The 14,306-nt window shown below is 37.0% G+C and carries 11 protein-coding genes and 1 pseudogene; 9 read left to right on the top strand and 3 right to left on the bottom strand.

Annotated features, from left to right (window positions below; translation table 11 throughout):
- Positions 1 to 775 (bottom strand): hypothetical protein (locus BPMYX0001_RS32935; RefSeq protein WP_081449581.1); only part of this gene is annotated, 775 nt, incomplete at its 3' end.
- Positions 776 to 946: 171 nt separating this feature from the next.
- Complete coding sequence (locus BPMYX0001_RS03905) at positions 947 to 2,335, bottom strand: YheC/YheD family endospore coat-associated protein (RefSeq protein ID WP_033798664.1); 1,389 nt, start codon at positions 2,333 to 2,335, stop codon at positions 947 to 949.
- Positions 2,336 to 3,102: 767 nt separating this feature from the next.
- Here BPMYX0001_RS03905 and BPMYX0001_RS03900 point away from each other — a divergent pair.
- The 4 genes from BPMYX0001_RS03900 to budA all read left to right on the top strand — a co-directional run bounded on the left by BPMYX0001_RS03900 (position 3,103) and on the right by budA (position 7,856).
- A complete protein-coding gene (locus BPMYX0001_RS03900; RefSeq protein WP_006093679.1) occupies positions 3,103 to 4,260 on the top strand; it encodes a DUF445 domain-containing protein in 1,158 nt (385 codons plus the stop codon).
- A 383-nt stretch (positions 4,261 to 4,643) separates the two neighbouring features.
- Complete coding sequence (locus tag BPMYX0001_RS03895) at positions 4,644 to 4,997, top strand: YlbF/YmcA family competence regulator (RefSeq protein WP_006093678.1); 354 nt, start codon at positions 4,644 to 4,646, stop codon at positions 4,995 to 4,997.
- A gap of 390 nt (positions 4,998 to 5,387) precedes the next feature.
- Complete coding sequence (gene alsS / locus BPMYX0001_RS03890) at positions 5,388 to 7,076, top strand: acetolactate synthase AlsS (protein ID WP_018782312.1); 1,689 nt, start codon at positions 5,388 to 5,390, stop codon at positions 7,074 to 7,076.
- A gap of 21 nt (positions 7,077 to 7,097) precedes the next feature.
- A complete protein-coding gene (gene budA, locus BPMYX0001_RS03885) occupies positions 7,098 to 7,856 on the top strand; it encodes an acetolactate decarboxylase (protein ID WP_006093676.1) in 759 nt (252 codons plus the stop codon).
- Positions 7,857 to 7,882: 26 nt separating this feature from the next.
- Here budA and BPMYX0001_RS03880 read toward each other — a convergent pair whose 3' ends face one another.
- Entirely contained in the window at positions 7,883 to 8,497 is a 615-nt protein-coding gene (locus BPMYX0001_RS03880) for a DNA-3-methyladenine glycosylase (RefSeq protein WP_006093675.1), read from the bottom strand.
- A 135-nt stretch (positions 8,498 to 8,632) separates the two neighbouring features.
- Between BPMYX0001_RS03880 and BPMYX0001_RS03875 the strand changes: the two genes are divergently transcribed.
- The 5 genes and pseudogenes from BPMYX0001_RS03875 to BPMYX0001_RS03860 form a co-directional block, all read left to right on the top strand.
- A complete protein-coding gene (locus BPMYX0001_RS03875; protein WP_018782311.1) occupies positions 8,633 to 9,505 on the top strand; it encodes a Cof-type HAD-IIB family hydrolase in 873 nt (290 codons plus the stop codon).
- 139 nt (positions 9,506 to 9,644) lie between these two features.
- Positions 9,645 to 11,135 (top strand): coproporphyrinogen III oxidase, encoded by a 1,491-nt coding sequence (locus tag BPMYX0001_RS03870; protein ID WP_006093673.1) that lies wholly within the window; start codon positions 9,645 to 9,647, stop codon positions 11,133 to 11,135.
- Between the two features lie 440 nt (positions 11,136 to 11,575).
- A pseudogene (locus BPMYX0001_RS31975) lies at positions 11,576 to 11,728 on the top strand (HNH/endonuclease VII fold putative polymorphic toxin); the annotation flags it as partial.
- 17 nt (positions 11,729 to 11,745) lie between these two features.
- Positions 11,746 to 12,135, top strand: coding sequence for an Imm50 family immunity protein (locus BPMYX0001_RS03865; RefSeq protein ID WP_006093671.1), 390 nt, complete (start codon positions 11,746 to 11,748; stop codon positions 12,133 to 12,135).
- Positions 12,136 to 12,768: 633 nt separating this feature from the next.
- A partial coding sequence (locus BPMYX0001_RS03860) for a fatty acid--CoA ligase (RefSeq protein WP_033798663.1) occupies positions 12,769 to 14,306 on the top strand: 1,538 nt, incomplete at its 3' end.

Below are 14,306 nucleotides of genomic sequence, written 5' to 3'. Positions count from 1 at the left end.
TTGTCTCAGGCACATACTGAAACACAAAATTCCCATGTTTAGCATCTTTACGGCCAGATAGAATGAGTTGTTTATTTCGAGCACGGGAAAAGAATGTTTTCCATTTGTCATGGTTACGTACAAACTCGCGGGTGGTAAATTGAGAGCGAAATAGTTTTTTACTTCCAAATACTGCGCTCGGAATATGCGTTTTGTGTGATGTAAGTTTTTGTGTTAAGCGGTATTGCCGGTGGGTTAAAAGGCCGATTTTCGCCTGAATCCTTTTCATTTGAACATCCAAGTATTGGTGCTCAAACAGATATTCATTCAGCCAAATCAATGTGTCTTTTTTACGAGATAAGGAGATGAGGTTGTTGTGCTTCGCCAAGCGGGTGTTTTTCGGAAACGTCAGCTTTCCTTTCACACAACTTTGTTTGATTTTACGAAGATTTGTCAGTTTTGTCCGTTCTTGTTTCAACTTTTTCTTGAGCTTCTTGATTTTCTCTTGTGTTTGTTTCTCATATAGCTTTTGTAACTCCATTAAACCTGTAAACAACGCCTTCGCTTCTTGCGCCGCACTGTTTGCATAATAATCATTCAATTGATATTTCCGCTTGAGAACGAGATGAAGACTGTCTGTATATATCTTACGGTTCCAACGTTTTTCCCGAACAATCATTTGAAACGCAAAGCGCTTCGCCTGATTAAATATTTCGATTGTCTCTGCCAATGCATCTACCATTTCATGCGGTACATCTATCTTATAGATCCGTTTCGAAAAATACGCTTTCTTCACCTGTTCTCACCTCATTTTATTTGATAAGATCATTATACACCGAAACAAACATACGTTCTGTTTAAAAAGAGACATTTTCTTTAAAAAGGACAAAACCGATTCATCCCCCACCTTCACTTCATTTAGAGGAGGGGGTCTTCTCGGTCAAAATGATAAAAAAACTTCCACCTATTATAGGGTGGAAGTTTTATCTTCTGGTAATAGCCTTTTCGGACGAGAAAGATGATGTTCTGTTAAATGCATGGCGTACTCGTAAAATAGCTGTCTCGTCAGTTCACTATATTCTTGTAATGTTTCGGATTGAAATATAGTTCTTCCAGGTTTGGAATTGGCTTCAAATAGCCAAATCTTCTCATCTTTATCTAAACCTAAATCAAAACCAATTTCTCCAATATTTCCTTCCGTTTGCTGATCTAAAATAGAACTTAGTTGCAAGGCTGCATCTGTCAATTTATTCGTGATTCGAACACGCTCCGTTGCATCAGAAAAAATATCTTGGAGTAGTTTTACTTCTCCGCCGCTATTTATATGAGTTGTCATACTGCCTTTCCCGGCGATTTTTGCAACGATGGCACTGACTCTCCAATTCCCAAAACGATTTTTATTTGTATGAATGCGAAAGTCTACTGGCTGCCCACCTATACGTAATAATACAATTCCTTGTTGAACAATAAATGTTTTTAAATCATGGCCTTGCATAACATGATTGATAAGTGTTTCTAAAGAGTGATACTTTCGTAATTTATTCTGCTCTGCCTCGCGGTAACGACAATAATAACTGTTTTCTGAAGTGGAATAAAGAATTTGATAAATATTTCGTCCAAGACTACCATGCACAGGTTTCATATAAATGTGTTTATATGATGATAAGAAATTCTCTACTTGCTCGAAGTGCTGAAATGTTTCTGTTTGAGGTAACAGAGAAGCGACTGTTTTTTCATTTGTAAGCAGCTGGTGTATATTCCATTTGTTAAAAAAACCTGGGTTGAACCATGGAATGGTGTACTTCGTTTGTAATCGTTTTTTTGTTCTGAGAATAGGTTTGTAAAGTTCTGCTTCTCGATTAGGTAGCCGATCATAAATAACGTTTGGAAAAGGAACTTTACATTGTATCCAGTTTTCCTCTTTAAAAAAGTATCCATCAATTGTTTCCTCATCCCAGTTCATATGTTGTGCACCAAATAAGAAAACAAATGGATGTAAAGAGTGAGGTGGGGTCAGTAACTCCTTGAAACTGATCGAACGATTGCCAATTGGATTAGCAGCTGATTCTGTAAAACCTGTTGTGAAAATACCGATCAATGGTCCAAATACAAGTGTTTGATTTTGAATGAAAGCATGCACGGTAGTTGGAAATGGAAGATAAAGTTCTTTCGCAATTTGTTCGCCAATTATAATTTCGTGAGCATAAGTATAATGAATTTCAATATTTTCACATGTCGTATTTCGTGTGCCGAAGGAAAGAAATGTAAGGGGAGAAGTACTAGAAAATATATAGGGCAATGTTAGCGATCTTGGATGATCGATAGAAATTTGTAATGTGTAAATATGATCTTTCAATGTAATAGTCACTCCTTTTTCAGTTACGGTGTAAATCGATTAAACCGTAATGGGCCGCGGGAAGCTTCTTCGGCCAGTGAATAATCATGCTGTTTTCGCATTCGCATATATAATCCTAAGTGCTCTATTTTATCCATTATGTAAAAAGAGAAGAGAGAACTGCTCAATTGTTTTTTATTTCTATTGTGCAATTGCGCGAATGGCTTCAGTACATTGCAAACATGCTCCCATATCATTATACTGTTGTCCGTATAACGATATTCTATTTTTGGATGATCTATGTTTTAGGGCGAGAGAAGCCAAATTGAAAGACATTCCTTTTTAGAGGTAAGAGAGGATCCGATTATGCATAGAAACGGTCAGGTCCTTTTTTCACCCCACGCTAAGTGAAACCAAAAGGAGAAAATAAGTGGAGATCACTTTTTGTTTTCATAGCAGTGACTGATGTATGGAAAGATCGAAATGGATTTATGTACATACAAGTGGAAAAACCTTTCTTTTTAGAGGGGAAAGAGGATCCGTCCATGGATAGAAGCGGTCGGATTCTTTTTCGGTCCCATGCCAAGTGAAAACGAGTGGAGGTCATCTTTTGTGCGTCATGGTAGTGGTTGCATTTCGGGGAAATATGGTAGTTATTTCGCATCTTAAGCCGTGAGAAATCGCAAAAGGTAGCTGATGGATGGAGAAAGTCAGTGTATCTCAAGATAAATGGCTGGTTGTGTATTGTTTTTGTAACAGGTTGTAGTAAGATATATATATTTGGAGAAATGGAAGGCTGGTATTGTGTAATGAATATGTGGTTAAATATGTTAACAACGACAGGGTTAGGAGCAATAATTGGTGGGTATACGAATCATTTAGCGATAAAAATGTTATTTCGCCCGCATCGCCCTATTTATATTGGAAAGTTTCGAGTACCTTTTACGCCCGGATTGATTCCGAAGCGTCGTGATGAACTTGCTGTTCAATTAGGGAAAATGGTTGTGGATCATTTGTTAACACCAGAAGGAATCGGCAAGAAATTAACAGATGAAAACTTTCAGCAAGAGCTGATTCAGTGGGGACAAGTAGAGATAGATAAAATTTTGGTGAATGAGCAATCATTACGAGAGGTTTTAGAAAAATGGGGCTTGGAGCATGTGGAAGGGAAGACCGTCCAAAAAATTGAAAGTATGATTGTGGAAAAAATTGATACGTTTTTATCACAATATTATACATATACGTGGGAACAAGCTTTGCCTAGTTCTGTTCATGAAAAAGTGGAGCAAATGATTCCGAATGTAGCATCATTTATTTTAGAAAGAGGTAAAAGCTTTTTTGAAAGTGAAGAGGGAAAAGAGCGGCTTGCCAAAATGATTGATGACTTTTTTGCTTCGCGAGGTACATTATTAAATTTAGTAGGTATGTTTTTAGGGAATGTAAGTTTAGTGGATCGTCTGCAGCCAGAAGTGATTAAGTTTTTAGGACAAGAAGGAACGAAGCAGCTTTTAAGTGATGTACTGCAAAAAGAGTGGGAGAAATTAAAGGGAAGAGAAGTGAAGGAACTAGATTCCTTTATAGAGAAAGAAACGATTGTAAAGTCAATCCTATCAACAGTTAAAATAGAGGAAACTGTAAGAGGATTTTTCAATCAGTCTGTTCAAAAAGTGTGTGAACCAGTTCGGGAAAAAGTTGTACAAACAATGATTCCAAGTTTAGTGAAAAAAGGTTTAGCATGGGGGACAAACAATACCGAACAGATTTTGAAAAATTTACATCTTGCTGAAATTGTACAACAAGAAGTATCTACATTCTCAACAGAGAGATTAGAAGATCTTGTGTTATCAATTACGAAGAGTGAATTGAAGATGATTACATATTTGGGAGCGTTGTTAGGGGGGACAATAGGTTTGATTCAAGGTATAGTGTTGCTTTTTCTAATGTAACGCTTTGTCTATATAAATCCATGTTACTTTTTCAATATACAAATCACGGCCATGAAAACAACAGGAGACATCCACTTATGTTCTCCTGTTGTTTTCACATAGCATGGGGCCGACCGCTTTTATGCATGAACGGACACCCTCACTCCTAAAAAGAAAGGTTTTATATCGGTAGCTCAATTTGTACTACTACCCCCACCTACCTCTACAAGAGCTTGAGGTGGAGGATTCTCCTGTCTCTGTCCTCACAAAACAGTTCCTCTCGATAAATAAAGTGAAATTTCTTCACATCTCGTGCATAGTTTGTTATTGTAAGAAGGTGCGTATCAAAAGGTACTCAAAGGGCGGGGACAATAGACCAAGCCCGTTAAAGGAGGAAAAATACAATGACAAAAAACATTCATGATGTTGCATATGAATTACAAAAAGCAATTGCAGAAAATACAGATTTCCAAGCTTTAAAAGCAAGTTATGCAGAAGTACAAGGGGATGCGGCATCAAAACAACTGTTTGATCAATTCCGTACAATGCAAATGGGCTTACAACAAAAGATGATGCAAGGACAAGAAATTACAGAAGAAGATAACCAAAAAGCACAAGAAGTTGTAGCGCTTATTCAACAAGATCCAAAAATCGTAAAGTTAATGGAAGCAGAGCAACGCTTAAATGTTGTAATCGGCGATATTAACAAAATTATTATGAAGCCACTTGAAGAATTATATACTGCATATCAAGCTTAATGAGAAAGGCGTTTCCTGAGAGGGAAGCGTCTTTTTTTATGGAGTTCGCAGAAGTTCCTTTTCTCAATCAATTGCATAAAAGGAAAGTTTTACAGGAAATAAAGTAAAGATAGGCAAGGAATATTTGTTGAGAAAACCTTTAAAAATATGTGATACAAATGTAAAAATTTATAAAAAATATTATTTCGATATAACAAAATACATGTAAGGGTTTTCATTTTTTATTGTCAAAATAATTTCGAATTCATATTGTTGGAAAAGTAATACATTTATAATATAATAATCAACAAGATATATTACACCACATTAATTAATCAGGTGTAATATATGGCTGATTTACATAATAACTAGCTTTATTGTACACGATTTTGACATAAAGGGATGATTAGTTTGAGTACAGAAGTAAAAGCAAACAACGTGAAAACAACAACAAAAGGAGCCGATCTTGTTGTCGATTGTTTAATCGAACAAGGAGTTACACATGTTTTCGGTATTCCAGGTGCAAAAATTGATTCTGTGTTTGATGTGTTGCAAGAGCGTGGACCTGAGTTAATCGTTTGTCGTCATGAACAAAACGCAGCATTTATGGCAGCGGCTGTTGGGAGATTGACAGGGAAACCAGGTGTATGTCTTGTTACATCGGGACCAGGGACATCAAATTTAGCGACAGGTCTTGTTACTGCTACGGCAGAGAGTGATCCCGTTGTTGCTTTAGCGGGTGCAGTGCCGCGTACAGATCGTTTAAAACGTACGCATCAATCTATGGATAATGCTGCACTATTCGAACCAATCACAAAATATAGCGTAGAAGTAGAGCATCCTGATAATGTGCCAGAAGCACTTACAAATGCATTCCGCAGTGCAACTTCTACTCATCCGGGAGCAACGCTTGTTAGTCTTCCACAAGATGTTATGACTGCTGAAACGTCCGTTTCATCTATTGGCACGCTTTCTCAGCCGCAACTTGGTATCGCTCCCACACATAAAATTGCAGCAGTTGTAGAACAAATTAAATCTGCAAAATTACCAGTTATTTTACTTGGTATGAGAGCGAGCACAAATGAAGTAACGAAAGCAGTTCGTGAGTTAATTGCTGATACACAATTGCCGGTTGTTGAAACGTATCAAGCAGCTGGAGCAATTTCACGTGAATTAGAAGATCATTTCTTTGGACGCGTTGGGTTATTCCGTAATCAACCAGGCGATATTTTATTAGAACAGGCCGATCTTGTTCTATCTATCGGTTATGACCCAATTGAGTATGATCCGAAGTTTTGGAATAAGTTAGGGGATAGAACGATTATTCATCTTGACGATCATCAAGCTGATATTGACCATGACTATCAACCAAATTGCGAATTAATTGGTGATATTGCATTAACGGTAGATAGCATTGCAGAGCAATTACCAAGATTTATCTTGTCAACAAAATCAGAAGCTATTTTAGATCAATTACGTGCGAAATTATCAGAGCAAGCCGAAGTGCCAGTTCGCGATTCACAAGGGCTTACACATCCACTGCAAGTCATTCGTACACTTCGTTCGTTAATTGATGATGAAACAACTGTTGCATGTGACATCGGTTCACATTACATTTGGATGGCAAGATGCTTCCGCTCTTATGAACCACGCCGTTTATTATTTAGTAATGGTATGCAGACATTAGGTGTCGCACTTCCTTGGGCAATTGCAGCGACATTGGTGGAACCAGGTAAAAAAGTGGTTTCTGTTTCTGGAGATGGTGGTTTCTTATTCTCTGCAATGGAACTAGAAACAGCAGTACGTCTCAAAGCTCCGATTGTTCATCTTGTTTGGAGAGATGGTACATATGATATGGTTGCCTTCCAACAAATGATGAAATACGGCAGAACATCAGCAACAGAATTTGGTGATGTTGATATTGTAAAATATGCAGAAAGCTTCGGTGCTATTGGACTTCGTGTGAATTCTCCAGAAGAGTTAGAAGGGGTATTACAAGAAGCACTGAAAGCAGAAGGTCCTGTAGTTGTAGATATTCCAATTGATTATCGCGATAACATTAAATTAAGTGAAAAATTACTACCAAACCAATTGAACTAGTGGTAAAGGAGTAGAATAGACATGAGTATTGCACAATTATTAGATATTGATGCGAAAAAGATGAAAACGAATAATGAAGTATATCAAACGTCAACAATGCTAGCTTTATTGGATGGTATATATGATGGCATTATCAACTTTGATAAATTAAAAGAGCACGGCGATTTTGGCATCGGTACGTTTGATCAATTAGATGGTGAAATGATTGCTTTTGATGGAGAATTTTATCATTTGCGTTCCGACGGTTCTGCAGAAATGGTAGCACCGGAAGAAACAACACCGTTTGCCACTGTAACATTTTTTGAAAAAGAAATGAGTTATACAATTGATCGTCCAATGAATCGTGAAGAAGTAGAATCTTTATTACATGAATTAATGCCAAGTAAAAACTTATTTTATGCGATTCGTATGGATGGAACATTCCGTGAAGTAAGAACAAGAACCGTTCCGTGTCAAGAAAAACCATATACACCACTTGTAGAAGTGACAAAATCACAGCCGATTTTTTCTTTCTCTCATACGAAAGGAACAATGGCAGGATTTTGGACACCAGATTATGCGCAAGGTATTGGAGTAGCCGGTTTCCATCTACATTATATTGATGATGAACGAAGCGGAGGCGGACATGTTTTTGATTTTACTGTAGAAAACTGTACGATCGAAATTTGTCAAAAAGCACATATGCATTTAGCACTTCCAGAAACAGCTGATTTTATGGCAGCGGATTTATCTAGAGAAAATCTTGAAAATGATATTGCGACTGCGGAAGGTGCGGAGTAAAAAAAGAAGCCGATTTGGCTTCTTTTTCATTTAGAGACAAATGGATGGTTCTTAAAATAAAAACGCCAAGGATAATGAACAGCTTCTTCAGCATAGTCAATATTGATGCGTGGGCCTGTTACAATCTCATATTGAGAAGATAGCTGCTCTGCTTCTGGCACCAATTCAATATATAATTCATCACCTTGTAAGGATAAGCCACGTTCTTCTAAAGTAATGCCAAGTGCGCGGCATAGCTTTCCAGGTCCGTTCGTTAAATTTTTGTATTGTGATTTCGTAAGATCTGTTTTACCGTAACGTGCCATTTTTATGTCTTCTATTCCATCGACTGGCTCTAATGCCCGAATAAGAACGCCTTGCGGGGTACCAACTGGAGCTGTAATGATATTAAAACAATGATACATACCATAGATGAGATATACATAAGCGTGTCCTGGTGCGCCAAACATAACTTCCGTTCGCTCGGTTCGTCTTCCCCCGTAACTATGTGCAGCTTTATCATCTGGTCCTTTATACGCTTCTATTTCTACAATGAATCCACTTCGTTTTATTCCATCTACTATATGTACAAGTTTATGACCAAGTAAATTTTTAGCAATTTCTAATGTATCACCCTCATAAAAAGAAGGAGGTGCTTTCATATTGGTATCCCCTTTACTGATGATATACGTATATATTAAACCAAATTTGCGTACGAAATTCTAACTCGTTCTAATTAACAAATTTAGTTCATAAATTATGGATAGAGTAAAAGCAGCTAAGAGGAGGAATGCGACGTGATTTATCGCTTGTTGGCTCTTAATATAGATGGGACGCTCCTGCAGAAAAATGGGAAGATACCAAAAGGAACACGAGAAGCTATTGATTTTGTCAAACGAAAAGGTGTATATGTTACGCTGTTTACAAGTCGGCACTTTCAATCGGCTCATAAAATAGCAAAGTCATTAAAACTAGATTCTATATTAATTACGCATAGCGGTGCTTTTATTTCTGCTTCATTAGATAAGCCGCTTGTTCAAAAACGATTATCAGAAGAAAAAACGTTTAATATCGTGCAAGTGCTCGAACATTTTGAATGTAATGTCCGTATTTCACATGAACGTTTTTCAATCGGTAACCGTGAGCGAAATACACCAAACTTAATTGCACGCACTGTATTATCAAGTTCGGATCCGTTATTTTATCCTGTTCAATTTGTAGATTCATTAGGTGACGCACTGCGTGATCAGCCTGTTTCAGCTCCGAAAATTGATGTTGTCTTTGCAAGTAGAGGAGAAAGAGAACGCGCGCTTAAAACGTTGAAAAAAGCATTTGAAAATGTCGAGTATATAGAATCCGGTGGGGGAAGGGTAGAAATTCTTCCGCTTCATGTATCGAAATTAAGAGGATTACAATTATTAGGAGAACACCTTGGGATCGAATTGAATGAAATGGTGGCAATTGGAGATAGTTTGGAAGATTTAGATGTCATCGCGGGTGTTGGATTAGGAGTTGCAATGGGAGATGCACCTATTCCATTGAAGCAAGCAGCAGATTGGATTACACGTTCCAATAGTGAAAACGGAGTGGAATATATGATTAAGGAACATTTTCGAAAGCAATTTCCACTTCCATTTTTAAAAAATCACTCGCAGGTTCATAAATGGTGACAAGATGACGAAAGAACGCAGCCTGAAAGCTGCGTTTCTTAGTGTTTGTCTTTCCGGGAAAATGAGGAAAAGCTTCTATATTGACCTCTAGTCACCCTTCAAGTAAACTAAAGAGAGTTTACAAATGAAAAGGTGATAAGTGTTGTTAATTTCAATAAAAACGTTACAAGATGATCGTTTTTTACGTCCGCTACAAAATATTAGCGGCTTATTTTTTGAAGAAAGCACGATAGGATTTGAGAAAGAAGATGCGAATCTTATTGTTGAAATAAAGATAGAAGGAAACGTGACAGCTTCAGCACGTTTAACAGACGTTGCAACTGGAAATGTATATGAAGAAACGTTTGAAAAAGATTTATCTTCCTTCACAGTAGAAAAAGAACGTATGAAACAAGTAAAACATGTTGTTTCATATGTGTATCTTTCTGTCTTGCAACAGCTAACTGGAATTGAGCAAAGTTGGGGGATTTTAACAGGAGTACGTCCAACGAAACTTCTTCATAAAATGCTTCAAAATGGCATGTCAAAAGAAGAAGCGCATAAAGAACTTCTTGAAAGCTATTTAATTCATGAAGAAAAAATTGAACTTCTGCAGCGCATCGTGGACTGTCAATTAGCAGTTGTTCCAGATTTATATCGTTTGAAAGAAGAAGTAAGTATTTATATCGGTATTCCGTTCTGTCCGACAAAATGTGCATATTGTACATTCCCGGCGTATGCGATTAATGGACGTCAAGGATCGGTTGATTCTTTCTTAGGAGGCTTACACTACGAAGTTCGTGAAATTGGTAAGTTCCTAAAAGAAAAAGGTGTTAAGGTTACAACGATTTATTACGGAGGCGGTACGCCAACAAGTATTACAGCAGAAGAGATGGACATGTTGTATGAAGAAATGTACCAATCGTTCCCGGATGTGAAAGAAGTACGCGAAGTAACAGTTGAGGCAGGTCGTCCTGATACGATTACGCCAGAAAAACTAGAAGTATTAAATAAATGGAACATCGACCGCATTAGTATTAATCCGCAGTCGTACCATCAAGAAACGTTAAAAGCAATCGGGCGCCATCATACAGTGGAAGAAACGATTGAAAAGTATCATTTAGCACGTCAAATGGGAATGAACAATATCAATATGGACCTAATTATTGGTCTTCCAGGTGAAGGACTAGATATATTTAAACATACGTTAGATGAAACGGAAAAGTTAATGCCGGAATCATTAACAGTTCACACATTATCATTTAAGCGTGCTTCTGAAATGACGCAAAATAAGCGTAAATATAAAGTGGCAGGTCGTGAAGAAATTACAGCGATGATGCATGAGGCTGAAGAGTGGACGAAAAATCATAATTACGTACCTTATTATTTATACCGCCAAAAGAACATTTTAGGTAACTTAGAAAATGTAGGCTATGCGATGCCATCGCAAGAAAGTATTTATAATATCGTGATTATGGAAGAAGTACAGTCTATTATCGGTCTTGGCTGCGGTGCATCAAGTAAATTTGTGCATCCAGAGACAGGGGCAATTACACATTTTGCAAACCCGAAAGATCCGAAATCATATAATGATGGTTATATCAAATATACAGAAGATAAGCTTGAAATTTTAAAAGAGCTATTCTCTTAAAGTGAAACTTTAATCCGTGGGGATTTTTCTCATCCCCCACGGATTATTAGTTGAACCAATCGGGCTTTTACGGGCAGTTTATCTCACACCTAACTTCTTGGCTTCTGCTAAAATTTAAGGTGGGAGTATTACTGCCCGTTAAAGCGGGGTAAGAGGCTGGCCTAAAGGTTCGCATATTGCGGGCTTTTAGGTTTCAGTCTCTTTTTTATATAAATGAGCTATTGTTTAAATAATATTGTTGATTTTAGCTATGTAAGCGTCAAATATTCCCTACCTACTATTTGTAAATAACCCATGAGATAATCTCCTTACATACTACATGTGGAGGTTTGGTTCTGTTGCAAAGTTTTCTAAACCACGTTACATTTTAGAAAAAATGAGTAGGAGCACGACAAGAGGAGATATTTTAAAGGAAAACAGTTTAAGAAAGATATCATTTTACTAATAAAGATGGAAAAAAAGTAATAATTCAGGACCATAGTGCAGGCCACTCTAAAGGTGGACAGGGACCGCATTTTAATGTGAGACCTGCAGATAAACCGCGAACAGGTAAATTTGAAGGTACACAAGAGCATTATCCATTTAATAAATAATATATAGAGGTGATTATATGTGGTACAGTAATTTAGAAGGAAATAGATTTATATCAAATTTATATAACGAAGCTCCTTCATTGTTAGATGTACGTATTGTAGCAGTTAAAATTGAAGATGAAGGTAAAAAAATTTCTATAAATTTTAATATGCCTAAATTCGCAGATAATCCTCCAAAAAAATGGAAAGATTTAAACTATAATACTGTATTTGTCCAACTAGACTTTTTTGATATACAGGAATTAACATTGAAATCTTCCAATGATAAATACAGAGGAGATATTAATATTGAATTAGACAAAGATGGGAATTTTAACATTAACATATCAGGTTCTGTATGTATGAATCTTAAAGCTGACTATGGTATCATACAATCTGTCAGTGGCTATATTGATACAATAAAATAGTTATCCTTAATTGACTCAACGTCTTTCAAAATTTTTAGTAGATGAGTATAGCAACTTAAATAGAATCAATGAGCAAGCTGTAAAGAACATAGTATACAAAAGAGCATCCTTTAAATGGATGCTCTTTTGCAACTCTTATTTCACATATACAAAAGCTTCGTTTGCAGTAATATAGTATGTTTTACCTTTGCTTAGCTATAAAACAAGGGAACACCTATTTAAGGAGTTCCCTTATTCCATCTGATTTAATCCTGTAATGCTCAGTCCTTTTTCTTTGGTGTAGGTTATAAATGCCCTCCAAGCATTCATACAAAAGACTTTGGAGGGTGAGAGCTTAGAACGGATAGCTTGATAAATAAAAACCATTCTTTGGATGGGAGAGAGAATCCGTCCATGCATAGAAGCGGTCATTGCTTTTTTAGCCCCAGGCCAAGTAAAAACAAAGGGAGAAAATGAGTGGAGCACTCCTTTTGTTTTCATAGCAGATACGTGTATGCCTACAAATCAAAATGAATATATATTTGTAAAACGCTGTCGAGAATGATCAGAAAAAGAAGGTGAAAATGTAGAGGAAATGTCTACTTATAGACGAAATGATAGAATTATGAAAGTTAAAAGGGGGCATATTTTGACATGTATATGACGATTGGGAGGATTTTTGATTTAACGGTAGGGAAATATGCAAATAAAGAAGCGTTAGTAGAACCAGAAAAGAACATTCGTTGGACATATAAAGAATGGGATGAACAGATCAATAAAACGGCGCAAGCATTATTAGCAGAAGGTGTGAAAAAAGGAGATACTGTATCTGTTTATTTATATAATTGTCATGAATTTGTAAACGTTTACCTCGCTTGTGCGAAAATCGGTGCGATTTTCAATCCGATTAACTTCCGTTTAAAAGCAAAAGAAGTAGCTTATATCCTCATGGATGCATCCTCAAAAGTCGTTGTATTTGAAAAAGCCGTTGAACAGACGGTTGCTGCCATTGAACGAGATTTCCCAAATAGTTCTTTTTGGTACATAGAAGATCATGCACCTTCATACGCTGCTTCTTATCATGAAAAGGTAAATGCAGCTTCATCTGAGGCAGTGGATATTGTCGTTGAGGAAACAGATTATTGTTCGATGCTCTATACCAGTGGTACAACGGGTCATCCAAAAGGGGTGCTACATCGTCATCGTGATATGGCTGAACATAGTATGATTTGCACGTATTTCTTAAAATATAACCGTGATAGTATTGGCCTTGTAGTAGCACCGTTATATCATTGCGGTGAATTAAATGCTGGTATTATACCAAGAATTCAAGTTGGCGGAAAGAATATCATTTTACATCACTTTGATACAGAGACGGTTTTACATACAATTCAAAAGGAAAAAATTACAACATTCTTTGCGGCGCCAACGATGTGGAATATGCTGTTACAAGAGGATTTATCACAATATGAATTACGGTCGATGAAAATTGGAGTATATGGCGGAGCTGCGATGGCACCAGCGCTCGTAAAAGAATGTAAAGAGCGTCTGCATATCGATCTTGTTCAAATTTATGGAATGACAGAGATGGGTCCCGTTATTGCATTCTTAGTAGAAGAAGATCAAATTACGAAAGCTGGTTCAGCCGGAACGCCTTGTTTTAGTCATGAAATTCGAATTGTAAAACCGAACGAAGAGGGGCCGGCAGAACCAGATGACGTGTTACCACCTTATGAAGTGGGAGAAATTATTTCACGTGGACCAACTATGATGGCAGGATATCATAATCGTGAAGAAGCAACAGCAAAGTCTATGTATAAAGGATGGTATCACTCAGGTGATTTAGGTTATTTAGATAAAGATGGTTATTTATACGTTGCCGATCGTTTGGATGATATGGTCATTAGCGGCGGGGTAAATATTTATCCGCGTGAAATTGAAGATTTCCTGCATAGTCATCCTGGGATACTAGATGTTGCTGTACTTGGTGAACCAGATGAATTATGGGGTGAACGTGTTGTTGCGGTAGTGGTCAAAAAGGATGAACATATTACGGCGGAAGATTTAGAAAAGTATTGTAAAGAAAGTGATGAATTAGCAGACTATAAACGACCACGCCACTACGTATTTGCAGATGAACTTCCTCGTAATGCGAGTGGGAAATTGCAGAAATTTGTACTTAGAGAGTCATT

It is taken from the genome of Bacillus pseudomycoides DSM 12442 (assembly GCF_000161455.1).
GTDB classification, from domain to species: domain Bacteria; phylum Bacillota; class Bacilli; order Bacillales; family Bacillaceae_G; genus Bacillus_A; species Bacillus_A pseudomycoides.
This window is presented reverse-complemented; position numbering and strand designations above follow the sequence as displayed.